This window comes from Micromonospora andamanensis (assembly GCF_016863495.1).
GTDB lineage: Bacteria > Actinomycetota > Actinomycetes > Mycobacteriales > Micromonosporaceae > Micromonospora > Micromonospora andamanensis.
Window position 1 is genome coordinate 15,622 of record NZ_BOOZ01000027.1, and the last position, 26,948, is coordinate 42,569.

Sequence of the window (26,948 nt, forward strand, 5' to 3'; positions counted from 1 at the left end):
TCGGCAGGTCAACGGGCATCCTGGCGGGGGAGGATCACCTCGCGGAGGATGAGCTGGATGGCGGCCACCGTCGGGATGGCGATCAGTGCGCCGATCACCCCCACCAGCGACACCCCGAGCAGCGCGGCGACAAGCGCGGCAACCTCGTTGACCTGCACCGAACGCCGCATGATCTTCGGGTAGATGAGGTAGTTCTCGATCTGCTGGTAGATCACGAAGAAGACCACGCAGGCGATGCCGACCGAAGGGTCGGTGGCGAAGCCGACCAGGCTGACGATCACGGCACCGAGAGTGGCGCCGATCTGTGGGATGAGGTCGGTCACCGCGACGACCACCGCCAGTGCGAACGGGTACGGCAGGCCGACCACGAGCGCGAACACGAAGGTGCTCGCGCCGGCCAGCACCGCGATGGCGAGCGCGCCGACCATGTAAGCCCCGACCTTCGTCAGGATCTCGTCACCGATGAGTTGCACCCGCTGGCGACGGGAGCGCGGCACCAACGCGTAGGCGAGGTTGCGGAGCCGATCGAAGTAGACCAGGAAGTAGATCGTCAGCACCAGCACGGTCAGCACCCGGAAGACGGTGCCGAAGACCAGCTGGGCGCCGCCGAGCACCCCGCCCAACGCCCGGCCCACCACGTCCGCGCTGGCCGCCTCCTGGGCGCGGCGCATCAGGTCGAACTGCTCGACCAGGTCGTTCACCGTCTCGTTGCGGCGTAGCGACTCCAGGTAGCTCGGCAACTGCTCGATGAACTGCCCGGACTGGGTCACGATCGGCGGTACCAGCGCCAGCACCCCGGCGGCGAGCAGCGCCACCACGATCAGCACGACCGCCGCCACGGCCAACCCGCGCGGAAAACCCCAGGACCGCAGGCGGACCACCACGGGGTGCAGGCCCACCGCGAGGAAGAGCGCGATCACCACCAGGACCAGGATCCCTGCGGCGTTGCGCACCCCCAGGTAGACCGCGTACGCGAGCAGCACGCCGAGTGCCCCGGTGAATCCGACAAGGAAGCTGTTGCGCCTCAGCGGACGCCCGGGGGTGCCGAAACGATTGCTCTCCGTCCCCTCCGGACGCTGCGCCCCACCGGCCGTTGCGGTCTCCCCGGCGGGCACCGCGTTCTTCGTACCCCCGTCGGAGCCTGCCGCCCCCGCGCCCGGCGGCGTCGCCTCCCGGGGCTGCGTCGTGTCACCTCGACCTGCTCCGGGCTGTTCCGGCTCGTGCAGGTCGGGCGCGGCCGGCCTCGACTCGACCTCGTCGGGCTCGTGCTGTGCCATCCGGTCTCCCCATCGGTGGTCCGGCGGTGCCGCCGGACAGTGCTGCCCCGGCCGGCGAGCCGCCTGTGCCGACCTGGAGTTGGTGGTGCGGGGCGTGTTGGCGGCGAGCCGCCTGCGTCGACTCAAGCTGTGGTGCGGGCACGCTGTCGAGCTGAGGGCGTGGGTGGCTCAGTGCCGGCCGGTGCGGCGGATAATGCCCGCTTGACCTTGTCGACGGAGGACGGCCAGGTCGACGGGGTGAACGCCAGCATCGGGCCCTGCCGGTCCTTGCTGTCCCGGACGGCCACCACGCCGGGCAGGTTGTCGGCCGCCTCCACGCGGTCGGTGCTCCCGCTGCGGGTGGAGGCGCGCCAGGTCGCGCCGGTCAGGACCATGACTTCACCATTCGTTGAGGAGTTCGATCGACTGCTGGCGGGACAACGCCTCGTTGTGCACCGTCTCCCAGCGCGCCAACAGGGTAGCCAGATTCGCCTCGTCGACGACCGCGATGAGTTGCGGCGGGTCGGGCCGGTCGAGGATGGCCTGCCGGCCCACCCGCTGCGCCCCCTCGTCGTCGCTGAGCAGGTCGTCGCAGCGAATCACCGCGCGGGCGTAGCCCTCGGTCTGGAGCAGCGCCGGGATCAGCACGGACTGGAAGACCCGGAGCTGCCGGGCCTGGCGTTCGGCGTCCAGCCAGGCCAGGAACCAGGGCGGTCGCCCCTCCCGCTCGACCATCCGGAGCAGCGACGCCAGCCCCCCGACACCACCCCCCCGACACCACCCCCCTTCCCCCCACCCGCCACCGACTCGTCGATCTTGCAGTTGTGTCGATGATTCGTCCGCTAACGCCCAATATGCCGCGACCAAAACTGCAAGATCGCTGGGTGCTGGGTGCTGGGTGCTGGGTGTGGGGTGTGGGGTGTGGGGTGCTCGGGAGCGTGCTCAACATGGCCAGCCAACCGCCGAGCCCCAAACTCGGCACCGGTATGGGCTGTGATGCGCCCACGCTCTCAGCTCGACAGTGTCGGCACCACCAGCACCCGGTGCCAGGGGACGCCCCACCCCAGCGCCCATGCCGACCCCGGGCCGGGGTGGCCTGGCCGTCCGTGGGACAGCCTCCTCGCCAACGTGAGCCACCCTCGGCGGCGGCTCGCCGTTGGGGGCCGTAGCTGATCCGGGCCAAACCCAGGGCGAGGTGTCAGTCGGAGGTGACCTTGCTGGGCTTGGCGCTGCGCTCGTCGGTGGTCGGCTTGGTCGGGCGCTTGCCGTTCTCGCCGGTACTGGTGATCTTCGTCGGGGTGGCACCTCGGCCACCCTCACCGGGAACCGCTGCCACCGTCGGCTCGCCGTCCAGTCCTTCGCTCGCGGTGCCGCCGTCGACGCTTGTCGGCTCCGCCGCCGGCCGGCTCGGCGAGGGGTCTTCGACAGTGGTGACCGGTTCGGCCACCGGCTTCGTCGCCGGCCCGGCATCGTCTCCGCTCCGACGGTCACCGGCCGGGCCGTCGCTGGCGCCGCTGCCGGCCGGGCCGTCGCTGGCGCCACTGCCGGTCGGGGTGACTGTCAGTTTGTCGGCGGCGGGTTGAGCGCCGTTCGGTGAGGCGCCGGTGGGGCGTGCCCCGTTCGTGGACAGGCCGGCGACCGCAGCTGCGGGTGCGGCCGAGCCGTCGGGCGCCGTTGTGGCCTGTAGCCGCAGGCCGAGCAGCTTGCGCTCCAGTTCGTCGGACTCCTGCCGGGACTTCCACGTCTCCTGGCGCAGGTCGGCGAGTTGCTGCTGGGCCTTGGCGATCTCCAGCATCACCTGGGCGAGTTGCTGCCGGCTGGCCGCCGCCTCCTGCTGCGTGGCAGCGAGGTGCTGCTGGGTGGTGGCAAGGTGCTGCTGGGTGGTGGCCGCGTACTCCTCGAACTGCCGGCGGGACGCGGCGACGTGCTCGTCCGCCTCGCGCCGCACGGTGGTGACGTGCTCGTCGGCCTCGCGCCGGGTGGTGTCCGCGTACTGGTCGGCCTCGCGGTGGGTGCTGGCCGCGTACTCGTCGGCCTCGCGCCGCTTCGCGGCGGACTCGGTCTCCGCCTGGCGCAGCAGCTCACCGGCCTGCTCCTCGGCCCGCCCGCGCACCGTGGCGGCTTCCTGCTCCGCTGCCTGGCGGATCTGGTCGGCGCCCTGCTCGATCTCGTTCTTCCGCGCGGTGTACTCCGACTCCAGTTGGGACCGGCGGGTCTCGAACCCGGACTCCAGCTCGGCGGTGCGGGTGCGGATCCGCTCGTCCAGCTCGGCGTTGCGGGTCTTGTACTGCTTCTCCAACTCGTCGCGGCGGGCGGTGAACTCGCGTTCGGCGGTCGCCCTGCGCTCGGTCAGCTCCCGATCGGCTGCCTCGCGTCGGCTGTTGACCTCCTTCTCCACCCCGGCCCGCCAGGCCCCCAGTTCCTGTTGCGCCTGTGCCCGGGAGTGCTGCACGTACGCCTCGGTCTCGCTGCGCATCCGCTGGGCGTACGCCTCGGTCTCGGCGCGGGTGCGCTTCGCCGCCTCGGTCGCCTGGGTGCTCAGCCGCTCGGCCTCCTGGCGGGCCTTGTTGCGGGCGGCCCGGCCGGCCTCGGCGGCGTCGTCGATGATCTGCTTGGCCTCCTGCTGGGCCTTGGCATGGGTGGCCCGGCCGGCCTCGGTGGCCTGGTCGACCAACCGGCGTGCCTCCTGCTGGGACTTCGCGTGCACCTCTTTGGCGGCGTCGCGGAGCTGGGTCGCCTCCTGCTGGGCGGTGGCGAGCGCGGCACGGGCCGCGTCGCGCAGCTTTGTCGCCTCCTGCTGGGCCCGGCTGTGGATCTCCTTGGCCGCGTCCCGTAGCTGCGTGGCCTCCTGCTGCGCCCGGGCCATGGCCTCCTGGGCGGACTTGCGCAGCCGGGCGGCCTCCTCCTTGGCGGATTTCGCGGTGGCTTCCGACTCCGCCCGGCGGGCCGCGGCCTGCCGCTCCTCCTCCGCGCGGCGGGCGGCCAGGGCGATCTCGAAGTCCTTGAGTGCCGTCGCCGCCGCGACCCGGGCCTCCTCGATGATGTGCTCGGCGGCGGCTCGGCGGGCCTCGATCTCCTCGTTGGCGGCGGAGAGAATGTCCTCGGCCTGCTCCTCCGCCAGCGTGAGGATCTGCTCCACCCGCGGCCCGAGGTGCCGGAAGGCGGCCCGGTCGACCACGCCGACCTGCTTACGCACCTGGGCGAGGTCGCGTTGCAGCACCTCGACCTGACCGGCCAGCTTGTGGATCTGGGTGTACGCCTGTTCCCGTTCGGCGGCGAGCGCGGCGATCTCGTGCTCCGCACGAGAGACGTATCGGTCAACCTGCCGTTTCTCGTAACCCCGCAGGGCGGACTCGAAGCTTGGCTCCGTGGTCACGTCCCCGCCGAGCGCGAACAGTTCCTCGCCGTGCGACATGCTCCCATCCTCACACGCATCGGGCCCTCCTGGGGCGATACGGACGCCCCTGTTGGGAGCTACTTCACGGCCCGGGGAGGGGTTTCGCTGACGCAGGGCGGCGCGGGGTGCCACCGGTCACCCGATGTCACCCCGCGCCGTGGATCATGCCCCGGTGGACCTGGTCAGCTGGAGGTTTCCGCGGCCACCTTGTCGTCGGCCCCGTCGGTCTTCTTGGCGGCCGGCTTGTCGGCCCCGGCCGCGGCGGCGTTGTTGTTGGGCACGCCCGGAACGATGCCGGCCAGGCCGGAGAGCATCTGCCCGAGCTGCGAGGTGACGGCGTCCTTCTGGCGAGTGAGGTCCTCGACCTCGCGGCGCGCCGCCTGAGTGGTCAGCTCGGCCTCGGTGCGGGCCTCGTTGAGCAGGCGCTGCGACTCGGCGCGGGCCTCGCTCAGCGTCCGCTCGGACAGCGCCTTCGCCTTCTCCACCGTCTCGGTGGCGGTGCGCTCCGACTCGACCCGGCGGGCCTCGGCGCGCTGCTCGATCTCCTTGGCCCGATCCTGCGCGGCCCGGGCCCGCTGCTCGGCCTCGTTGACCAGCTTCTGGGTCTGCGCGACCTGGGCGGCGTGCCGCTCCGACTCCTCGCGCTCGGCCTTCTCGCGCCGCTCCGCGAGCTGCAGCTCCAGGGCCTGGAGGTCCTTGTCGCGCTTGTCGCGGGCGTCGGTGAGCAGCTTCGTCGCCTCGGCGCGCTTCTCCTCAGCCTCGCGGGCGGCCTTGGCCCGCTGCTGGGTGATCTCGCGCTCGGCGGTGGCACGGAGGGTGGCCACCTCGCGTTCCACAGTGGACTTGAGCTCGGCGACCTCGTGGGCGGTCACCGTACGCAGCTGCTTGGTCTCCCGATCCGCGTCGGCGCGCAGCGTGTCGGCCTCGCGCCGGGCCTGGACGCGCACCTCGGCGGCCTCGCGCTCGGCGGCGGTGCGGACGTTGCCCGCCTCCCGCTCGGCGGTCGCCTTCATGGCCGCCGCCTCGGCCCGCGCCTTGTCGGTGATCTCCCGCGCCTCGAGGCGGGCGGCGGAGAGAATCCCCTCCGACTCGCGCTTGGCCTCGTTGCGGTGGTCGTTCGCCTGCTCCTCGGCGAGCCGGAGGATCTGCTCGACCCGGGTGCCGAGGCCGGACAGCGTGGGCCGGCTGTTCTCCTCCAGCTGCTTGCTGGTGTCGGTGAGCTTCTGCTCAAGGGCAGTGAGTCGCTGCTCGGACTGCCGGAGCCGGCGCTGCGCGTCGTTGAGCGCCTGCTCGGCGTCGGCGCGGTCCTTGTTGGCCTGGCTCAGCGCGGCGTTCAGCCGGCCGATGAAGTCGTCGACCTGACCGGTGTTGTATCCGCGCAGGCCAACCGTGAAATCTGGCTGCGAGTTCGCGTTATCGAAGAACGCGAGAGGGGAGGACTGCTGCTGGGGCATTGGGACATACTGGCAGACTCCCCGGGGTGCTTCGCAAGAGCGTGGCACCCTTTGCCGCCCGTATTACATGGTCAACTCTGGGCCGGGGTCGACCACCGGGGCGACATGCGATCTTGCCAGCTCCGGGGCGAGCCGGATGGCACGGAGCGTGACGTGGAAAAGGGCCGTGGCGCGGTGGCACACGGCCCTTTGTTTCCCGCGTCGTCCGATCACACGAATGGGCCTCCGGGTGCCCGTGTGGAAAGCCAATCGGCGATCACCGAATGGCCATCGGGACCTCGGCCGTCAGGTCAACGCCCGCGGAACCGGTTGATGGCCTCGGCGTGGCGGGCGCGCAGCTCGGGGGCGCGTACGCCGAGTCCGTCCTCAGGGGCCAGACAGCGCACGCCGACCTTGCCCTGGTGGGCGTTGCGGTGCACCTCGTACGCGGCCTGGCCGGTCTGCTCCAGGGCGTACGTGCGGGACACCGTGGGGTGGATCCTGCCCAGCGCGACCAGCCGGTTGGCCTCCCACGCCTCGCGGTAGTTGGCGAAGTGGCTCCCCACGATGCGCTTGAGGTGCATCCAGAGGTAACGGTTGTCGTACTGGTGCAGGAAGCCACTCGTGGAGGCGCAGGTGACGACGGTGCCGCCGCGCTTGGCGACGTAGACGCTGGCGCCGAAGGTCTCCCGGCCCGGGTGCTCGAAGACGATGTCCGGGTCCTCCCCGCCGGTGAGCTCCCGGATCCGCTCGCCGAAGCGCCGCCACTCGTCCGGATCCTGGGTCTGCTCGTCCGACCAGAACCGGAAGCCCTCGGCGGAGCGGTCGATGACCAGCTCGGCACCCATCCGCCGACACAGCTCCGCCTTCTCCGGCGAGGAGACGACGCAGACCGGGATGGCGCCACCGTTGAGGGCCATCTGGGTGGCGTAGCCACCCAGGCCGCCGGAGGCGCCCCAGATCAGCACTACGTCACCCTGCTTCATGTTCGCGCCGTGGTGTGACACCAACTGCCGGTACGCGGTCGAGTTGACCAGCCCGGGGCTGGCCGCCTCCTCCCAGCTCAGGTGCGCCGGCTTGGGCATCAGCTGGTTGGCCTTGACCACGGCCAGCTCGGCCAGGCCACCGAAGTTGGTCTCGAACCCCCAGATCCGCTGCTGCGGGTCGAGCATCGTGTCGTCGTGACCGGCCGCGTCCTCCAGCTCGACCGACAGGCAGTGGGCCACCACCTCGTCGCCCGGTCGCCAGCGGCTCACCCCGGCACCGACCCGGAGCACCACTCCCGCGGCGTCCGAGCCGACCACGTGGTACGGCAGGTCGTGCCGGCGAGCCAGCTCGGAGGTGCGGCCGTACCGCTTGAGGAACGTGAACGTGGAGAGCGGCTCGAAGATGCTCGTCCAGACGGTGTTGTAGTTGATGGCGCTGGCCATCACCGCGACAAGTGCCTCGCCCGGGCCGAGTTCTGGCGTCGGCACCTCCTGCAGGTGCAGCGCCTTGCGGGGGTCCTTGTCCCGGGTGGCCAGGCCGTCGAACATGCGGGTCTCCTCGGCCCGGACCACCACACCCCGGTAGCTCTCCGGTACCGGTAGTTCGGCGACGCCGGCCAACTCGCGCGCCGGGTCGGCCGACCCGTCCGCCGCCATGATGGCTTCGAGGATGTCCTGCACGGTGACCTCCGGTTCTCGCCGCGCCAGCGGCGGGCCTGGGGCTGCCATCGTCGACGCCGGTCGGCGGCTGTCACCATGTCGGCCGCCACCACATCCCGCGACTCGGGCTACCTGTGACGCCGGAGGTTACTGAACGGTAGCTTGGGTCGGAAGCCTCCTGTGAAAAAGTGCATCGCCCGCTGCGCGGAGGTGCATGCTCGCTCGGGCAAGCGCGCACCTCCGTGCTCGGTTCGGGTCGGCCTGCCGCACTCGGCGGTCGGGTCAGTGGGACGCGGCCGGCTGCACCAGCTCGATCAGCACGCCGCCGGCGTCCTTGGGATGCACGAAGTTGATCCGCGAACCGGCAGTGCCGCGCTTCGGGGCCGGATAGAGCAGCCGTACGCCCCGCTCGCGCAGCGCCGCGCAGGCCACGTCGATGTCGGCCACGGTGTACGCCACCTGCTGAACGCCCGGGCCGTTACGGTCCAGGAACTTCGCGATCGTCGACTCGGGGGTCAGCGGGGCGAGCAGTTGCACGCAGCCGCCCTCGGTGTCCGGTCCAACGGCCAGCATCGCCTCGCGTACGCCCTGCTCGGTGTTGGTCTCCGTGTGGACGCAGCGCATCCCGAACGTGCGCTTGTAGAAGTCGATGGCGGCATCGAGGTCGGCCACCGCGATCCCGACATGGTCGATGCGGCGCAGTCCGATGTCTGTGACATAGTCGGCAGCGGGCTCGACGGGGGAGTTCTCAGGCATGACGTTAGTCTGGCCGAACAGTCGTTAAGGCGTACAGGTCGGCACCCCCTCGGAGGCAGGTATGGCTTCGGTGATCGTCAGCGGCGCGCGGACCCCGATGGGGCGCCTGCTGGGCAACCTCAAGGACCTACCAGCGACGAAACTCGGCGGCATCGCGATCGCCGCCGCGCTCGAACGGGCGGGAGTCGCAGCCGACCAGGTGCAGTACGTGATCATGGGTCAGGTGCTCCAGGCCGGCGCCGGGCAGATTCCCGCCCGGCAGGCGGCCGTCGAGGCGGGCATCCCGATGTCCGTACCGGCCCTGAGCATCAACAAGGTCTGCCTGTCCGGGCTCGACGCGATCGCCCTGGCCGACCAGCTGATCCGGGCTGGCGAGTTCGACATCGTGGTGGCCGGCGGCATGGAGTCGATGACTAACGCCCCGCACCTGCTGCTCGGCCAGCGTGGTGGCTACAAGTACGGCGACGTGACGCTCAAGGACCACATGGCGCTCGACGGGCTGACCGACGCCTGGGACTGCTGCGCGATGGGGGAGTCCACCGAGCGGCACGGCAGCACCCGGGGCATCTCCCGCCAGGAGCAGGACGAGTTCGCGGCCAACAGCCACCAGCGTGCCGCCGCCGCACAGAAGAACGGCCACTTCGCCGAGGAGATCACCCCGGTGGTCATCCCGCAGCGCAAGGGTGACCCGCTGGTGATCAGCGAGGACGAGGGCATCCGGCCGGACACCACAGTCGACACGCTGGCCAAGCTCCGTCCGGCATTCGCTCCCGACGGCACCATCACCGCCGGCAGTTCCTCGCCGATCTCCGACGGCGCGGCGGCCGTGGTGGTGATGAGCAAGGCGAAGGCAAAGGAACTCGGCCTGACCTGGCTGGCCGAGATCGGCGCGCACGGCAACGTGGCCGGGCCGGACAACTCCCTGCACTCGCAGCCCTCCAACGCCATCCAGCACGCCCTGCGCAAGGGCGGGCTGACCGTCGCCGACCTCGACCTGATCGAGATCAACGAGGCGTTCGCCCAGGTCGGCATCCAGTCCACCCGTGACCTCGGGATCAGCCCTGACAAGGTGAACGTCAACGGCGGTGCGATCGCGCTCGGCCACCCGATCGGCATGTCCGGTGCCCGGCTGGTGCTCACCCTCGCGCTGGAACTCAAGCGGCGCGGCGGCGGCACCGGGGCGGCGGCGCTCTGCGGCGGCGGTGGCCAGGGCGACGCGCTGATCATCCACGTTCCGGATCCCACCGAAACCGATCTGTGAGCGAGTCGAACACCCGCGTCCCGGCGGCGGCCACCGGTTCGGTGCGTCGCAGCCGGGACGTTCCGATGCTTGTCGAGCGGGCCCGCGACGGTGACCCCCGCGCGGTCGCCCGGCTGATCACCCTTGTCGAGTCGGGCGACGGGACGGTCCCCGCCATCGCCGCGGCGCTCGCCCCGTACGCCGGGCAGGCCCAGGTGGTCGGACTGACCGGTTCGCCGGGGGTGGGCAAGTCCACCACCACCAACGAGTTGGTCCGGGCGTTGCGGAACCGGGGTCACCGGGTCGGCGTGCTGGCCATCGACCCGTCCAGCCCGTTCACCGGCGGTGCGATCCTCGGTGACCGGGTGCGGATGCAGGACCATGCCACCGATCCGGGCGTCTACATCCGCTCGATGTCCAGCCGGGGGCATCTCGGTGGGCTGTCGGCGGCCACCCCGCAGGCGGTGCGGGTGCTGGAGGGTGCCGGCTGCGACGTGGTGCTCGTCGAGACCGTCGGCGTCGGGCAGGCCGAGGTGGAGGTGGCCTCGCTTGCCGACACCACGCTCGTGCTGCTCGCGCCCGGGATGGGCGACGCGATCCAGGCGGTGAAGGCCGGCATCCTGGAGATCGCCGATGTCTTCGTGGTCAACAAGGCCGACCGGGACGGCGCCGACGCCACCGTACGGGACATCCAGGGCATGATCGCCCTCGGCGAGCGTGGGCCGGGCCAGTGGCGTCCGCAGGTGGTGCGGGCGATCGCCGCCCGCGCCGAGGGCATCGACGACATCGCCGCCGCCATCGACAAGCACCGCGCCTGGCTGGTCGAGCACGACGAGCTGCGGCGTCGGCGCGAGGCGCGAGCCGCCGCCGAGGTCGAGGCGATCGCGCTCGGCGTGCTGCGCGCCCGGATCGGCTCGCTGCGCGACGGTACGCACCTGCCGGCGCTCGCCGCCGAGGTGGCGGCCGGCGCGACCGATCCGTACGCCGCAGCCGAGGCGTTGCTCGCCCAGCTCTCCGGGTGACCGCGTCCACTGCGGAGCGCCGGGGACGGTTAGGCTCGCACCGCCGCGCTGTTGCGCGTGCGCTGCGACGGCCGCTGGGGGACGCATGGACCACGAGATGACGCAGGAGTTGCCGATGACGCCGGACGCCGTGGCGGGTGGTAGTACGCAGATTTCGGACGAGGTGGTGGAGAAGATCGCGGTGGCCGCGGCGAAGGCCGTGCCCGGCGTGGTCGAGTTGGGTGGCGACATCGCCCGGTTCTTCAACGCCGTGCTGGACCGGGTGGGTCTCGACCAGGTCGGCGACGCGCGTCGGGGGTGCTCGGCACACGTGACGAACGGCGGCGCCGTGATCAACCTGGTGATCGTGACCGAGGCCGGGCATCCGGTACCCCAGGTGACCACGGCGGTGCGGGTCGAGGTGACCCGTGCGGTCGAGGCGTACGGGCTGCGGGTTGACGAGATCAACATCCGGGTGGACGACGTGGCCATCGACGGTCCACCCGCCTGAGTTCACCCAGCTCAGGTTACCGATCGGTACGAACTACCTTATCGATCGTTCAGGTAAGGGCTCTACACTCGACGTGCAGTCGAGGACTCAAGGAGGAGCCCGGGGATGAACGCCGACGACATCGCGGCCGGGCGGGCCCGCTGGCAGGCCCGCTACGACTCCGCGCGCAAGCGGGACGCCGACTTCACCACGCTCTCCGGGATGCCTGTCGAGCCGGTCTACGGCCCGCCGGAGGGCGCGGCGTACCCGGGTTTCGAGCGGATCGGCTGGCCCGGGGAGTTCCCCTACACGCGCGGGCTCTACCCGACCGGCTACCGGGGGCGGACCTGGACCATCCGCCAGTTCGCCGGGTTCGGCAACGCCCGGCAGACGAACGAGCGCTACAAGATGATCCTGGGCGCCGGTGGTGGCGGGCTCTCGGTCGCCTTCGACATGCCCACGCTGATGGGGCGCGATTCCGACGACCCGCAGTCGCTCGGCGAGGTGGGCCACTGCGGGGTGGCGGTGGACAGCGCGGCCGACATGGAGGCGCTCTTCGACGGCATCGACCTGGCCGGGGTCACCACGAGCATGACCATCTCCGGTCCGGCGGTGCCGGTGTTCTGCATGTACCTGGTCGCCGCCGAGCGGCAGGGCGCCGACCTGTCGAGCCTCGACGGGACCTTGCAGACCGACATCTTCAAGGAGTACATCGCGCAGAAGGAGTGGTTGTTCGACCCGGAGCCGCACCTGCGCCTGATCGGCGACCTGATGGAGTACTGCGCCGCCGAGATCCCGCGCTACAAGCCGCTGTCGGTGTCCGGATACCACATCCGTGAGGCCGGCTCCACCGCCGCACAGGAACTGGCGTACACCCTCGCCGACGGCTTCGGCTACGTCGAACTGGGCCTGTCGCGCGGACTCGACGTCAACGTCTTCGCCCCCGGGCTGAGCTTCTTCTTCGACTCGCACGTCGACTTCTTCGAGGAGATCGCCAAGTTCCGGGCTGCCCGCCGGATCTGGGCCCGCTGGCTGCGCGACGTCTACGGCGCCACCAGCGAGAAGGCGCTCTGGCTGCGGTTCCACACGCAGACCGCGGGCGTGTCGCTTACCGCGCAGCAACCGGTGAACAACGTGGTACGCACCGCCGTCGAGGCGCTCGCCGCAGTGCTCGGTGGCACCAACTCGCTGCACACGAACGCCCTGGACGAGACCCTCGCCCTGCCCACCGACGAGTCCGCCGAGATCGCCCTGCGCACCCAGCAGGTGCTGATGGAGGAGATCGGGGTGACGAACGTGGCCGACCCGCTGGGTGGCTCGTGGTACGTCGAGGCGCTCACCGACCGGATCGAGGCCGAGGCGGAGGAGATCTTCGCCCGGATCCGGGCGCTGGGCGGCGAGGGACCGCACGCGATCGGGCCGATGACCGCAGGCATCCTGCGTGGCATCGAGGACGGCTGGTTCACCGGGCAGATCGCCGAGGCCGCCTTTGCGTACCAGCAGGCGTTGGAGAAGGGCGAGAAGAAGATCGTCGGAGTCAACTGCCACACCGGCACGGTCGCCAAGGAGCTGGAGATCCTGCGCATCTCGCACGAGGTGGAGTTGGAGCAGCGCCGGATGCTCGCCCAACGCAAGCGCGGTCGGGACGAGGCCCGGGTGCGCGACGCGGTGGCGGCGATGGTAGCGGTCAGCCGCACCGGGGAGAACATGATCCCGGCGATGCTCGACGCTGTCCGGGCGGAGGCGACCCTCGGCGAGATCTGCGACGCGCTGCGCGCCGAATGGGGCGTTTACCGCGAGCCCGCACGCTTCTGACCTTCGCCCCATCAGGGTGGCTGGGCAGGGGTGACAGTGGCAACTGTGCGGGCCGAGGCTGAGCCGAGTTCGGCGAACTGCGTGCGAGACTAGACAACCATGAGCGACCCACGGATCACCTCGTCGATCTTTACCCGCGGCGCGGTCGACCTCAGCGCGCTGCGCACCCCTGCCCCCAGTCCCGCGCCGGCCCCGGTTCAGGCCGGCCCGCCCGCCGGTGCACCCGGCGGTGCGGTCGGTGGAGTCACAGTCGTCGACGTGACCGAGGCGACCTTCCAGTCGGAGGTTCTGGAGCGCTCGTTGACCACACCCGTCGTGGTCGACTTCTGGGCCGAGTGGTGCCAGCCGTGTAAGCAGCTCTCCCCGGTGCTGGAGAAGCTGGCGGTGGAGGGCGGCGGCGCGTGGGTGCTCGCCAAGGTCGACGTGGACGCCAACCCGAGGCTCGCGCAGATGTTCCGGGTCCAGGGCATCCCGATGGTGTACGCGGTGGTCGGCGGGCAACCCGTCGACGCCTTCTCGGGTGTGGTGCCCGAGCCGCAGCTGCGCCAGTGGATCCAGGCCGTGCTCAAGGCCGGCGGGGTGAGCGTGACCGAGCCGGAGGACCCGCGGCTCGACGAGGCGGACGACGCCCTGATGAGCGGTGACCTGGACGCCGCCGAGCAGGCGTACCGGAAGATCCTCGCCGAGACCCCGACGGACGCGGCGGCCGAGGCCGGGCTGGCCCAGGTGGGGCTCGCCCGCCGGGTGGCCGGCACCGACCCGCAGGCCGCGCTCACCGCCGCGGCGTCCGACCCCGACGATGTCGACGCCCAACTGCTCGCCGCCGACATCGAGGTGCTCAGTGGGCTGGCCGATCAGGCGTACCAGCGTCTGGTCGGGCTGGTCCGCCGCACCAGCGGTGATGATCGGGAGAAGGTCCGCCAGCACCTGGTCGGCCTCTTCGCCATCGCCGGACCTGAGGACCCCGCAGTCGCCTCGGCCCGCCGGGCCCTGGCCAGCGCCCTGTTCTGAGTACCTGCCACGCCAGCGCGGGCCGGCGTGTCGCCGGCCCGCCCCCACCTCGGAGGACGGGAGCCCGTGATGCGCCGGATCGCCGTCCTCGACGCGCCGAGCAACCTCGGTCTACGGCCGCCCACGCCCACCTCGGTACCAGGCTGCGGTAAGGCACCTGGTGCGCTACGGGACCAGGGACTGCTGCCCCGGTTGCGGGCCCGGGACGCGGGTTGCCTGACCCCGCCCCGCTACGACGCCGGTGACTGGCGGCCCGGCGACGGCGTCTGCCACGCGCGGGAGATCGCCGACTACTCGGCCGCCCTTGCCGACCGGATCGGTGCGATCATCGACCGGGGAGAGTTCCCCGTGGTCCTCGGCGGCGACTGTTCGATCCTGCTCGGTTCGGCGCTGGCCATGCACCGGCTGGGGGAGGCGGTGGGCGGCCGGATCGGGCTGGTCTTCGTCGACGGCCATTCCGACTTCCGGCACCCCGGCAACGCCTCCTACGTGGGCGCGGCGGCGGGCGAGGATCTGGCTCTGGTCACCGGCCGGGGCCAGGCCGACCTGGCAGCCATCGAGGGCCGGCGGCCCTACTTCCGGGACGTCGACGTGGTGGTGCTGGGTATCCGGGCCCAGGACGAGTACCGCCTCGACCTCCAGGCCGCCGGGATCATCACCAGACCGGTGCCGGCCCTGCGCGCCGAGGGCGCGGCGCGTACGGCCCAGTGGGCGCACGAGCAGCTCGCCGACTGCGCCGGCTACTGGGTGCACGTCGACGTGGACGTGCTCGACCCCGCCGTGATGCCGGCGGTCGACGCGCCCGACCCGGGTGGCATCGCCTTCGCCGAGTTGGAGATCCTGCTCGCCGGTCTGGTCGACACCCCGCACTGCCTCGGTGTCGAGCTGACCGTCTTCGATCCCGACTACGACCCGGACGGCGCGTACGCCGCGGAGATCGTCAACACGGTGGTGTCCGGCCTGCGCCCGGTGACCGCTCCCGGCTCCGCGCCACCCCGACTTCGTCCCGAGGAGACGCCGCGCCCCACCCCCGGCCCGCGCCGGAGCATCGATCAGTTCGGCCTGCCGATCGCACCGGCGCCGAGCGACCACGGTAAGGCCCGCGACGACGGCGATGACGTGGCCGATGGCGGCCTGGCTGACGGTGGGTCGGTCGACGGCGGGCTGGTCGGCGTCGGCGACGGCCTGGGCGATGGTGGCCCGGGTGGCGCCGACGTCCCGACGGCGGCCACCCGTCCGGCCACCGCGCCCGGTGGGCCGGCCGCCTGATCGCCGCAGTCTGCACGGAGAAGGGGCGAGACGGCGGACAGCCCGGCCGGGGAGCCCTGTCAGTCGGCCAGGGCGCGCAGGAAGCGCTCCGCGATCGGTACCGCGGTGCCGCTGCCCGAGCCGCCCTTCTCAACGAAGACGGCGAAGGCGACATCGCCCTGCCAGCCGACGAACCAGGCGTGGGTGTTCTCGGGGTTGTCGTCGTACTCGGCGGTGCCGGTCTTGCCGTGCACCGGCTCGCCTGGCACGTCCCGCAACGCCGTCCCGGAGCCGCTGGTGACCACGTCGCGCATCATGTCCTGGACGGCTTTGACGGCCTCGGGCTTCAACTGCGGCCCCGGCTCGGCCGCCCGTTCCGGGGCGGGATCCACAATCAGCTGCGGTGGCAGGAACTGGCCCCGGGCCACCGCTGCGGTCGCCGCCGTCATGGCCAGCGGGCTGACCACAGTCGTGCCCTGCCCGATCGCCGCGGCGGCCTGTTCGGTGGCACCACCGCCCGCCGACACCTTGCCGGTGAACGCGTCGAGGCCCAGGTCCCCCCACGCGCCCTCCAGGCCCAGGGTGCGTCCGGCGGCGGCGAGCCCGTCCGCACCAAGCTGGGGGGCGAGCGCGGCGAAGGCGGTGTTGCACGACTTGGCGAAATCGGTCCGGAAGGGCACCTCGCCGAGGGCGAAGTTGTTGGAGTTCTTGAAGGAGCGCCCGTCCACCGTGAACGTCTTGGGGCAGGCCACGGTGCTCTCCGGAGTCACCGCACCCCGTTCGATCAGCCCGAACGCGCTCACCATCTTGAAGGTGGAGCCGGGTGGCACCTGTGCGGTGAAGGCCAGGTTCTCCCCGGCCGCACCAGGGCCGTTGGCCGCGGCGAGCACGGCACCGTCGCTGATCCGTACGGCAACCAGGGCGGCCCGCCGGCGCTCCCCGCGCAACGCCCGGTCGGCCGCGTTCTGGGTGGCCACGTCGAGGGTGGTGCGTACCGGTTGACCCGGCTGGGGCTCACTGCGGAACACCTCGGTGCCGGTCGGCTCCACCGTGCCGTCCGGCCCAGCACGGTTGATCAAGACGGTGAGTCCCGGTACGCCGCGCAGCCGCTCGTCCCAGCGGCCCTGCAACCCACCGTGACCGACGAGGTCGCCGGGGGAGTAGCGGTCGGGATGGTTGGCGAGGTCCTCGGCGTAGGCGGGGTCGACACTGCCGAGCACCGCCCTGGCGAACTCACGGGTGGGGGCGAGGTCCAGCGTGTCGGTCGGGAACTTCGTCCCCGCCAGGGGGTAGATGCGTGACTTGATCTGCCGGTACGCCTCGTCGCGCAGGGTGACCACCTCGACGAACGCGTCCGGTTTGGCCTCCTTGAGCCGTTTGGGCAGGTCCGACAGGTCAACCGGCGGGGTGATCGCTGGACGGATGGCGCGGAAGGCGGCATCCAACTCGCGGACCATGGCGCTGACGTCTGTCACCTCGTTGGGCTGCAGGCCCACCCGGACCACGTCGCGCGGGGCCACGATCGGCTCACCGGCACCGTCGAGCACGGTGGCCCGGGGCGCCCGTTCCCGGCGCAGCCCCAGCCGGTCGCCCCGGGTGAGCTGTTCCTGGACGATCTGCGGCTCCCAGATCACCTGCCACTGGTCGTCGCGGCCCTGGGTGAGTCGCATCGGCCGGTCGTACGCCCAGGTCGTCCCGCCGGGCAGCGTCCACTCCGCGCGGACGCTCGCGGTGGCGGTGTTCTGGACCACCTCGGGATCGCCCTGGCGGGTCAGGGTGAGCGGAGCATCGACAAGCTCGCCGGAAAGGTCGCGGATCTCCTGGACGACGGTGCCGGCGGGAATCTTGGCGCCGGTCGGGTCGACGAAGCCGACAGCGTTCAGGTCGCCCTTGCGCCAGCCCTCCAGGAAGGCGTCGACGGTGCGGTGCGGGCCGTCCTCGCCGGAGCAGGCGACCAGGCTGGCCGCGACGACCAGGCAGGCGGCGACGACGGCCAGTGGTGACCGGCTGCGGCGGTGCCGGCGCGAAACGTACATCTGCTGCTTCCTCCTGGTCGGCTGCTCCGCACGCTAGTACGCCGACGCGCGGGCCACTGTCCCGCCCGGGCCTGGCCAGGCGAAAAGACGGTCTTGTGACGGTGTGATGAACAACATCAGGCGGGGTACTCCGAACCCGGCCCAACCTCGTACCGCAACGGGTGAAAGGACGACGTCGGAGATCCGGACGTCCGGCCGGTGGTCCGCCGACGGTGAAACCGATCGGTCGGCCTAGGCTTGGCGGCAGAGTGACCCACAGCGCTGTGGGTCGAGGGGAGTGGCACCGATGGACCGGCGTCCGGCGATCAAACCGGGACCCGACCTCCGGCAGGCTGACACCGGCCGGGACGACAGTTTCGACACGGCTACCGACGGGGACGGTTTCGACCGGCTCGACACAGGCGCGACCGGCATGACCGGTTCGAGCATCGACACCCTCTACGATCTGGGACTGCCGCCGGAGGCGCTTGCCGACGACGCGGAGGACACCGAACTCGACGAGCCGGTGCCCAACGCCGAGCGCCTGGTGGCCCAGGCTGTGTCGCTGGCCGGTGACGACCATGACGCGGCGACCCTGGTGGGCCGGTTCTGGCGGTTCGCGCCGGACGAGGAACTGATCGGGTTCACCGCCGAGGAGATGCTCGACGCCGCCCGCGCGCATCGGGAGCTGGCCCGGCAGCGGGTGCCGGGTGAGTTGAAGCTGCGGATCCACTCACCCGACGCGGAGCAGCATCACAGCGTCATCGAGATCGTCACCGACGACATGCCGTTCCTTGTCGACTCGGTGACCGCCCTGCTCAACACCCACCATCTGGACGTGCACCTGCTGGTGCACCCGCTGGTCGTGGTCCGGCGGGAGCCGCTCGGTCGGTTGGTCGAGGTCGCCGCCGACGTGGAGCCGGACGACGCGATCTCCGGTGACCTGGTCGAGAGTTGGATGCGGATCGAGATCGACCCGGTCCGCGACCCGGAGGAACGGGACAAGCTGCGCCGTGAGCTGCAGCGGGTGCTTACCGACGTGCGGGAGGCAGTCGAGGACTGGCCGAAGATGCGCCAGCGTGCCCTCGCTTTCGCCGACGAGCTGGCCGCCGCGCGGACCAGCGACAACCGGCCACCGGTGCCGGAGAAGGACATCACCGACTCGGTGGAGCTGCTGCGCTGGCTGGCGCACGACCACTTCACCTTCCTCGGGTACCGGGAGTACCGGCTGGTGCCGAACGCGGCGGGGGGCGGGCCAGCGCTGGAAGCGGTGCTCGGCACCGGGCTGGGCATCCTGCGTCAGGACTCGCCGGAGGCGCGGGCGCTGTCCTCGATGACGCCCGAGGCGCACGAGAAGGTCACCGAGAAACGCCTGCTCATCATTACCAAGGCGAACTCGCGGGCCACGGTGCACCGTTCGGCGTACCTCGACTACATCGGCTTCAAGATCTTCGACGAGAACGGTGAGGTGGTGGGCGAGCGGCGCTTCCTGGGCCTGTTCTCCACCGCCGCGTACCGGACCAGCGTGCAGGAGCTGCCGGTGGTCCGACGCAAGGTCGCCGAGGTGCTGGACCGCTCCGGGCTGAGCCTGCGCAGCCACTCCGGCAAGGACCTGATGCAGATCCTGGAGACGTACCCGCGCGACGAGCTGTTCCAGATCAAGACCGACGACCTGTACCACGCGGTCATCGGGGTGCTGCGGATGGCCGGTCGCCGGCAGCTGCGGGTGTTCCTGCGTCGGGACGCGTACGGGCGGTTCATCTCCTGTCTGATCTACCTGCCCCGGGACCGGTTCACCACCCAGAACCGGCTGCGTATGCAGGACATCCTGCTGCGTGAGCTGAACGGTGTCGGGGTGGACTACACCACCCGGGTGACCGAGTCGATGCTGGCCCGGGTGCACTTCATCGTGCGTACCGACCCGACGAGCCCGCCCGGTGACATCGACGCCGATCTGTTGGCTGAGGAGTTGGCCGACGCCACCCGGTTGTGGGACGACGACTACCGGCTGGTGCTGGAGCGCAAGCTCGGCGACGAGCAGGCCAAGCACCTGTTCGGCAGGTACGCCGACGCGTTCCCGGAGGGCTACAAGGACGGGCACACGCCGTACGAGGCGATGAAGGACCTGGCCAAGCTGGAGCTGCTGGAGGAGCCCGGCCAGCTGGAGATGCACCTGTTCCGCAAGCAGTTGGCGCCGCGTGCCGGCGGCCGGGGCACGTACGTCGACGAGTCGATGGACGTGCGGTTCAAGGTGTACCGCTACGGCGAGCCGATGATGCTCTCGGCGGTGCTGCCGGTGCTGCACTCGCTCGGCGTCAAGGTCGTCGACGAGCACCCGTACGAGGTGGAACGGGTCGACGGGCGGATCTGGCTGTACGACTTCGGGCTACGGCTGCCGGAGGGGCACCAGGAGCTGGCCGAGGTACGACCGCACGTGGAGAACGCCTTCGCCGCGGCGTGGCGGGGCGAAGCCGAGGTGGACCGCTTCAACGAGCTGGTGCTGCGCGCCGGACTGACCTGGCGTCAGGTGGTGGTGCTGCGGGCGTACGCGAAGTACCTGCGCCAGACCGGCACGGTGTTCTCACAGGACTACATGGAGTCCACGTTCATCGCGTACCCGCACCTGGCCACGCTGCTGGTGCAGCTCTTCGAGGCGCGGTTCGAGCCGGGGCCGGTCGGTGCCGAGCAGCGCGAGCGGCGCGGTGCCGAGCTGGTGGCCGAGATCCGCGCCGCGCTCGACGACGTGGCCAGCCTCGATCAGGACCGGATCCTGCGGTCGTATCTCTCGCTGATCCAGGCCACCCTGCGGACCAGCTTCTATCAGAAGCCGGTGGGCGGGCGGCCCAAGCCGTACGTCGCGTTCAAGCTCGACCCGCAGGCGATACCGGAGCTGCCCGCGCCCCGGCCCCGGTTCGAGGTCTTCGTGTACTCGCCCCGGTTCGAGGGCGTGCACCTGCGGTTCGGGCCGGTGGCCCGGGGCGGCCTGCGCTGGTCCGACCGGCGGGAGGACTTCCGTACCGAGGTGCTCGGCCTGGTCAAGGCGCAGATGGTGAAGAACGCCGTGATCGTGCCGGTGGGCGCGAAGGGCGGCTTCGTGCTCAAGCAGAAGCCGGGTGACCGCGACGAGGCGGTGACCTGCTACAAGGAGTTCGTCTCGGCGCTGCTGGACGTCACCGACAACATCGTGGCCGGTGAGATCGTGCCGCCGGAGGACGTGGTCCGGCACGACGGCGACGACCCGTACATGGTGGTGGCGGCGGACAAGGGCACCGCGACGTTCTCCGACACCGCAAACGAGATTTCGACGGCGCACGACTTCTGGTTGGGCGACGCCTTCGCCTCCGGAGGCTCGGCTGGCTACGACCACAAGAAGATGGGCATCACCGCCCGGGGCGCGTGGGAGTCGGTCAAGCGGCACTTCCGCGAGATGGGGCACGACACCCAGAGCCAGGACTTCACAGTGGTCGGGGTCGGCGACATGTCCGGTGACGTGTTCGGCAACGGCATGCTGCTCTCCGAGCACATCAGGCTGGTGGCCGCCTTCGACCACCGGCACATCTTCCTGGACCCGGACCCGGACCCGGCCACCTCGTACGCCGAACGGAAGCGGTTGTTCGAGCTGTCCCGATCCACCTGGGAGGACTACAACCCCGAGCTGATCTCGGCCGGTGGCGGGGTCTACCCGCGTACCGCGAAGTCGGTGCCGATTTCACCGCAGGTCCGTACCGTGCTCGGGCTCGACGACGACGTCGAGCAGCTGAGCCCGCAGGAGCTGATGAAGGCCATCCTCACCGCGCCTGTCGACCTGTTCTGGAACGGCGGCATCGGCACCTACGTCAAGGCGTCCAGCGAGACGAACGCCCAGGTGGGCGACAAGTCGAACGACGCGATCCGGGTGGATGGTCGCAGCCTGCGCTGCCGGGTGGTCGGTGAGGGCGGCAACCTGGGCTTCACCCAGCACGGTCGGATCGAGTACGCCCAGGCGGGCGGCCGGATGTACACCGACTTCATCGACAACGCGGCCGGAGTGGACTGCTCCGACCACGAGGTGAACATCAAGATCCTGCTGAACACCGCGGTGGCCGACGGTGAGCTGTCCGTTCCCGAGCGGGACGACCTGCTCGCCCGGATGACCGACGAGGTCGCGGAGCTGGTGCTGCGGGACAACTACGACCAGGCCCGGGCGATCAACAACTCCCAGGCCCAGGCGACCTCGCTGCTTCCGGTGCACCGCCGGATGATCACCGAGCTGGAGCGTGCGGGCGTCCTGGACCGGTCGCTGGAGGCGCTGCCGCCGGACGAGGAACTGGCGGTCCGCACCGAGTCCGGGCTGACCGCGCCGGAATTCGCGGTGCTGCTGGCGTACGTGAAGATCGCTCTGGAGAAGGAGATCCTCAACGACGGGCTGCCCGACGAGAAGTGGACAGACGAGGTGCTCGTCAACTACTTCCCGACGCCGATGCGCGAGCGGTTCGCCGACCGGATGGACCGGCACCGGCTGCGCCGCGACATCGTGACCACGGTGCTGGTCAACGAGGCGATCAACCGGGGCGGGATCTCGTTCGTCTTCCGGGTGGTCGAGGAGACCGCCGCGACGGCGGCGGACGTGATCCGGGCGTACGTGGTGGTTCGCGAGGTCTTCGGGCTGCGTGAACTCTGGGACGACGTCGAGGCGCTGGACAACCGGATCGATCCGGAATTGCAGACAAGCGTCTATCTCGACACCCGCCGGCTGCTCGACCGGGCGGTGCGGTGGCTGGTCACCAACCGCCGCTCGCCGATCGACGTGCCGGCGGAGATCAACCGGTTGCGGGACGGGATCACCCGGCTGCTGCCCACGATGGAGACGCTCTTCTACGGCAGCGAGCGTGAGTCGATCGCGGCGCACATCGACTCCCTGACCGAGCGTGGTGTGCCACGTGCCCTGGCCGAGCGCAGCACCCGGCTGATGTACAGCTTCGGTCTGCTGGACGTGGTGGAGACCGCCGCCGGTACCGGGCGGGACGTCGGCGAGGTCGCCTCGGTCTACTTCGTGCTCTCCGACCGGTTCCGGGTGGACTCGCTGCTGTCGAAGATCTCGCTGCTGCCGCGCGAGGACCGGTGGCAGACGCTCGCCCGGATGGCGCTGCGCTACGACCTGTACGCCGCGCTCGCCGCCCTCACCGCGGAGGTGCTCGACTCCACGTCGGTCGACCTGCCGCCGCAGGAGCGGGTGCAGCAGTGGGAGCAGTCGAACGCCACCTCGATCCACCGCGCCGAACGGGCGATGGGGGAGTTCGACGAGTCCCGCGCGGACCTGGCGGCCCTGTCGGTCCTGCTCCGCCAGATCCGCACCCTGGTCCGCACCTCCGCCGCCAGCTGACCGCGCCGGCCTGCGCGATCATGCAGTTGTGGCGTCCCGAACGCGGCTATTCGCGGCGTTCGTCGGGTGCCACAACTGCATGATCGGCGGGGTGGGTCGTCAGGGGATGAGGGAGGCGAAGACGATCACGTTGTCGGGGTAGTCGCCTGTCGCCTCGTCGAACTGGCCGCCACAGGTGACCACCCGTAGCCCGGGCCGGTCACTGGGGCCGTACACCAGCTCGGTGGGAAACGCGGCCTTCGGGTACGAGGCCACCGAGTCCACCCGGAAGGTCGCCGCTCGGCCGTCGGTCCGGTCGACGGTGACGGTGTCGCCGGGTTGCAGGGCCCCGAGGGAGAAGAAGACGGCGGGCCCGATGGCCGCCGAGTCGACGTGTCCGACGATCACGGAGTTGCCGGGCTCGCCGGGGCTCGGTCCGGGCTCGTACCAGCCGGCGAGCAATGCCTGGTCGAGCGGGGGCACCTGGACGGTGCCGTCCGGGTTGGTGCCGAGCGCCATGATGCCGGCGCGGACTCCGATGCGGGGGATGGTGATGCCGGTGGGGGCGGCGCGGGGCAGCCCTGTCGGTACCTGCTCCGCGCCGTCCAGGTCGGTCCCGGTGAACGGACCGGCAACTGTGGGTTCCGTCGATCCCGCCACCGGCTGCGGTGGGCGCGGAGTCCCGGTGGTCTTGAGCGATGCGCCGATGAGCCCGGAGCCCATCATGGCGAGCAGGACGACGACGGCGGCGCCGACGGCGCGCCACGGTCCACCGTGACGGCCGTCGGCCCGTCTCGTCGTCGCGTCAGGCCGCGAACTCATCGGCCCGACGACGACGCATCAGTACGAGGCCCCCGAGGGCAGCCGCACCGACCAGGCCCGCACCGGCGGTGGCCAGGCCACGGTCGGCACCGGTGGCGATGCCACCGTCACCGCCGTCGACCCCACCGTGCGGCAGGACGACCAGTTCGCCCGTGCCGCAGGAGCCCTCCAGCTTGTACGTGCCGGGCTTGGCGTCCCGGGCGACGCGGGCTTCGCCGTAGTAGACGAAGTCCTTCTTGTGCTCCCAGCTGTCGTCCTTGCCGTGCTCGTCGGCCGCGTCCGCCGCCCAGTCGCGCTCACCCGACTCGCCCGACCATTCGCCCTTCTCGGACTCACCCGACCAGTTGCCTTCGCCGGACCAGTCGTGCTCGGCGGAGTCCGAGCCGTTCTCCTGCCGGCCCGACCAGCCGCCTGTGGATTCCTCGCCGGCCCACTCGCTCGCCTCGTCCTGGCCCTTCCAGTCCTTCTTGTCCTTCTCGTCCTCGCTCTTCCAGTCCTTCTTGTCGTGGACCTTCGAGTCGCGGCCACCTTCCGCGTCCTGGCCGTGCTCCTCGCCCTTCCAGTCGTCGCGGACGTCAGCCGCGCCGCCGCCCCAGCCGCTGCCGGATTCGGCCTCGGCCGGCTGCGAACGCTCGTGGCCCGACCAGCCCTCGCTGTCCGCGCCGCCTTCGGCGTCGCCGTTCTCCTCGCCCCAACCCTTGTGGTCCCCGCGCGAGTCGCGGTCCTCGGCCGGCTTGAGCTTGACCTTCCCGGTGACCTTGGACCAGACGAAGGGGTGCTCCTGCGGCTCCTCGCAGATCTGCACGAGCTTGACCTCTTCGCCAGCCTTGACCGCGTGCGGCTTGGCGAAGACCTTGCCTTCGTCCGTGTCCGGTTGGCCGTCGGCGTACGCGACCCCGGGCGCGAACACCAGCAGGGAGGCGCTGCCGAGGGCAGCACCCGCAACGACCTTCCCCAGCATCTTCTTAGCCATGACCTGTGTCACTCCATCCCTGTTGTCCTGCGGCCGGCAACAACCGAGCCAGAACCGACGTTAGACCGTTTCATGACTTATGAAGGGAAAAATTCGTGTTCTGCCATTAGTTCGATCTGCCGGGTTCTGACGGGCTACTTGCCCGGGGAGTGCCGACCTGTCCGCGTGCCTAGGCGGAAGGCGGGAGTGCTGATCCGGCCGCTCGCTTCTCGGGTTGCGATAGCGATGGGGCATTTGTCCCGGTAGGGTTTTGAAAATATCGAACCATTGCCATGGAAGCGCTCCCATGCAAGAATCGCTGCACGCGGTGAGCAGAGCCACACCGCGTAGGCAGGTGTCGAGGGCATCCGGTTCGCCGGGACGACCACCTGACCGCCGACCGGTGAGACCGGTCGTCGCACCACCACCAACGCCCGTCCGGGTCGGGCGCTCCCGAAGAATCCCGTTGGCACCGGCGGTCGTCCGCGCAGGACGCCCCTCGGGCCACGTGCCGGGCCGTACGCGGATCCGGTCTCGCCCAAGGAGATCAGTGGCATGAATGTGTGGAGAAGGCTGTCCGGCCGACGCCGGGCCGTCGCGCTGGCCGGCGCGAGCGCGCTGGTCGCGGGCGGTTTGGTGACACTACCGGTGACCGCGGCGCACGCGGCGACGCAGTGCGACGTGACCTACACGACGAATGACTGGCAGGGCGGCTTCACCGCCAACGTCACCATCAGGAACGTCGGCGACGCGCTGAGCAACTGGACGCTCGGCTTCACCTTCCCCGACGCCAACCAGCGTCTGGTGCAGGGCTGGTCGGCCCGGTGGAGCCAGTCGGGCCGCAACGTGACCGCGCAGAACGAGTCGTGGAACGGAAATCTGGCCACCGGCGCCAGCACGAGCCTCGGCTTCAACGGCTCGTGGAGCGGCAGCAACCCCAAGCCCACCTCGTTCACTGTCAACGGGGTGGCCTGCAACGGCGGCACGACGCCTACCACGGCGCCGCCCACGACGACGCCGCCGACGAGCCCGCCGCCGCCCACGACGCCGCCGCCGACCACGCCGCCGCCGACGACCCCGCCGCCCACCACGCCGCCGCCCGGCACCAAGGTGGACAACCCGTACGTAGGCGCCCGGGGGTACGTGAACCCGGAGTGGAAGGCCAAGGCCGAATCGGTAAGCGGTGGTAACCGCATCTCGAACACCCCGACCGGTGTGTGGCTTGACCGGATCGCGGCGATCGAGGGTACCGACAACAGCCAGTCCAACGGCCCGATGGGTCTGCGTGACCACCTGGACGAAGCGCTGCGGCAGAACGCGCAGTACATCCAGGTCGTCATCTACAACCTGCCCGGCCGGGACTGCGCGGCACTCGCCTCCAACGGCGAGCTGAAGGCCGACGAGTTGCCGAAGTACAAGGCCGAGTACATCGACCCGATCGCGGCGATCCAGGGTGACCCGAAGTACCGCAACCTGCGGATCATCAACATCATCGAGATTGACTCGCTGCCGAACCTGGTGACCAACACCTCCGGCAACCCGGGTGGCACCGCGATGTGCGACACGGTCAAGGCCAACGGCGCGTACGTGCAGGGTGTCGGCTACGCCCTGGCCAAGCTGGGCGCGATCCCGAACGTCTACAACTACATCGACGCCGGCCACCACGGCTGGATCGGCTGGGACAGCAACTTCACCCCGACCGCCCAGATCCTGCGGGAGGCCGCCGGCGCCTCTGGTGCCACCGTCAACCACGTGCACGGCTTCATCACCAACACCGCCAACTACTCGGCACTGGTCGAGCCGTACGCCAAGGTCACCGACTCGGTGAACGGGCAGACGGTGCGGCAATCGGACTGGATCGACTGGAACCAGTACAACGACGAGCAGAGCTTCGCTCAGGCGTTCCGCCAGGAACTCGTCCGGCAGGGCTTCCCCAGCAACATCGGCATGCTGATCGACACCTCCCGTAACGGCTGGGGCGGCTCGAACCGGCCCACCGCCGCGGGCCCGACGACCAGCGTGAACGCCTACGTGGACGGTGGTCGCGTCGACCGTCGTATCCACAAGGGCAACTGGTGCAACCAGGCCGGTGCGGGCTTGGGCGAGCGGCCGACGGCCGCGCCGGCGTCGGGCATCGACGCCTACGTCTGGATCAAGCCCCCGGGCGAGTCGGACGGCTCCAGCCGCGAGATCCCGAACAACGATGGCAAGGGCTTCGACCGGATGTGTGACCCGACCTACCAGGGCAACGAGCGCAACGGCAACAGCATGAGCGGTGCCCTGCCGGACGCCCCGATCTCGGGCGCCTGGTTCCCGGCGCAGCTTTCCGAGCTGATGCGCAACGCCTATCCGCCGCTGTCCTGACGGACACAGGCACACCCGCCGCCGACAGTAGGTGAGGCGCTGCGGCGGCAGGTCACCCGGGCCCCTGGTCCGACCGCACCGGTCGGACCAGGGGCCCCTCGTGCCGCCTGCGCCACGGTTGCCGTCACCCGCGACGACGGCGCGGTACGCCGCAACCGGCT

At 70.7% G+C, this 26,948-nt stretch carries 17 protein-coding genes and 1 pseudogene; 8 read left to right on the plus strand and 10 right to left on the minus strand.

The features are described from left to right. Positions 1-8: 8 nt before the first annotated feature. From Van01_RS21595 to mce, 7 genes and pseudogenes are all read right to left on the minus strand, one after another. Positions 9-1,277 (minus strand): AI-2E family transporter, encoded by a 1,269-nt coding sequence (locus Van01_RS21595; protein WP_204010586.1) that lies wholly within the window; start codon positions 1,275-1,277, stop codon positions 9-11. 194 nt (positions 1,278-1,471) lie between these two features. Beyond that, positions 1,472-1,651 (minus strand): annotated as a pseudogene (locus tag Van01_RS21600) (DUF397 domain-containing protein); the annotation flags it as partial. A gap of 4 nt (positions 1,652-1,655) precedes the next feature. Continuing rightward, positions 1,656-1,991 carry a Scr1 family TA system antitoxin-like transcriptional regulator gene (locus tag Van01_RS21605; protein ID WP_204010591.1) on the minus strand — a complete coding sequence of 112 codons (336 nt, stop codon included), beginning with the start codon at positions 1,989-1,991 and terminating at the stop codon, positions 1,656-1,658. 463 nt (positions 1,992-2,454) lie between these two features. After that, the gene (locus tag Van01_RS21610) at positions 2,455-4,671 is read right to left on the minus strand and encodes a hypothetical protein (protein WP_204010594.1); all 2,217 of its coding nucleotides are present in this window, start codon (positions 4,669-4,671) and stop codon (positions 2,455-2,457) included. 164 nt (positions 4,672-4,835) lie between these two features. Beyond that, positions 4,836-6,107, minus strand: a complete 1,272-nt coding sequence (locus Van01_RS21615) for a DivIVA domain-containing protein (protein ID WP_204010597.1) — start codon at positions 6,105-6,107, stop codon at positions 4,836-4,838. 290 nt (positions 6,108-6,397) lie between these two features. Continuing rightward, entirely contained in the window at positions 6,398-7,753 is a 1,356-nt protein-coding gene (ccrA, locus tag Van01_RS21620; RefSeq protein ID WP_204010826.1) for a crotonyl-CoA carboxylase/reductase, read from the minus strand. Between the two features lie 261 nt (positions 7,754-8,014). Then, positions 8,015-8,488 carry a methylmalonyl-CoA epimerase gene (gene mce, locus Van01_RS21625; protein ID WP_204010599.1) on the minus strand — a complete coding sequence of 158 codons (474 nt, stop codon included), beginning with the start codon at positions 8,486-8,488 and terminating at the stop codon, positions 8,015-8,017. Positions 8,489-8,549: 61 nt separating this feature from the next. On the opposite strand from mce, the gene Van01_RS21630 reads away from it, so the two are divergent. From Van01_RS21630 to Van01_RS21655, 6 genes are all read left to right on the plus strand, one after another. Then, positions 8,550-9,749: an acetyl-CoA C-acetyltransferase gene (locus tag Van01_RS21630; RefSeq protein WP_204010600.1), complete on the plus strand. Its 1,200-nt coding sequence runs from the start codon at positions 8,550-8,552 to the stop codon at positions 9,747-9,749. Between the two features lie 65 nt (positions 9,750-9,814). Next, the gene (gene meaB, locus Van01_RS21635; protein ID WP_373306277.1) at positions 9,815-10,750 is read left to right on the plus strand and encodes a methylmalonyl Co-A mutase-associated GTPase MeaB; all 936 of its coding nucleotides are present in this window, start codon (positions 9,815-9,817) and stop codon (positions 10,748-10,750) included. A gap of 97 nt (positions 10,751-10,847) precedes the next feature. Continuing rightward, a complete protein-coding gene (locus Van01_RS21640; RefSeq protein ID WP_239099212.1) occupies positions 10,848-11,240 on the plus strand; it encodes an Asp23/Gls24 family envelope stress response protein in 393 nt (130 codons plus the stop codon). A 105-nt stretch (positions 11,241-11,345) separates the two neighbouring features. Beyond that, positions 11,346-13,034: a coenzyme B12-dependent isobutyryl-CoA mutase large subunit gene (gene icmA / locus Van01_RS21645; RefSeq protein ID WP_204010603.1), complete on the plus strand. Its 1,689-nt coding sequence runs from the start codon at positions 11,346-11,348 to the stop codon at positions 13,032-13,034. A 99-nt stretch (positions 13,035-13,133) separates the two neighbouring features. Beyond that, positions 13,134-14,045: a tetratricopeptide repeat protein gene (locus Van01_RS21650; protein WP_204010604.1), complete on the plus strand. Its 912-nt coding sequence runs from the start codon at positions 13,134-13,136 to the stop codon at positions 14,043-14,045. 66 nt (positions 14,046-14,111) lie between these two features. Then, positions 14,112-15,314, plus strand: a complete 1,203-nt coding sequence (locus Van01_RS21655) for an arginase family protein (RefSeq protein WP_308442417.1) — start codon at positions 14,112-14,114, stop codon at positions 15,312-15,314. 59 nt (positions 15,315-15,373) lie between these two features. Here the strand turns inward: Van01_RS21655 and Van01_RS21660 are convergent, their stop codons facing one another. Continuing rightward, on the minus strand, positions 15,374-17,329 hold the full coding sequence (locus tag Van01_RS21660) for a penicillin-binding transpeptidase domain-containing protein (protein WP_204010606.1): 1,956 nt from the start codon (positions 17,327-17,329) through the stop codon (positions 15,374-15,376). 286 nt (positions 17,330-17,615) lie between these two features. Between Van01_RS21660 and Van01_RS21665 the strand changes: the two genes are divergently transcribed. Beyond that, a complete protein-coding gene (locus Van01_RS21665) occupies positions 17,616-22,670 on the plus strand; it encodes an NAD-glutamate dehydrogenase (RefSeq protein ID WP_204010608.1) in 5,055 nt (1,684 codons plus the stop codon). Positions 22,671-22,769: 99 nt separating this feature from the next. Here Van01_RS21665 and Van01_RS21670 read toward each other — a convergent pair whose 3' ends face one another. Continuing rightward, complete coding sequence (locus tag Van01_RS21670; RefSeq protein ID WP_204010610.1) at positions 22,770-23,471, minus strand: class F sortase; 702 nt, start codon at positions 23,469-23,471, stop codon at positions 22,770-22,772. Beyond that, positions 23,455-24,444: a hypothetical protein gene (locus Van01_RS21675; RefSeq protein WP_204010619.1), complete on the minus strand. Its 990-nt coding sequence runs from the start codon at positions 24,442-24,444 to the stop codon at positions 23,455-23,457. Before Van01_RS21675 ends, Van01_RS21670 begins: the two co-directional genes overlap by 17 nt. A 534-nt stretch (positions 24,445-24,978) precedes the next feature. Here Van01_RS21675 and Van01_RS21680 point away from each other — a divergent pair. Further along, complete coding sequence (locus Van01_RS21680; RefSeq protein ID WP_204010620.1) at positions 24,979-26,787, plus strand: glycoside hydrolase family 6 protein; 1,809 nt, start codon at positions 24,979-24,981, stop codon at positions 26,785-26,787. The last annotated feature ends 161 nt before the right edge of the window (positions 26,788-26,948 follow it).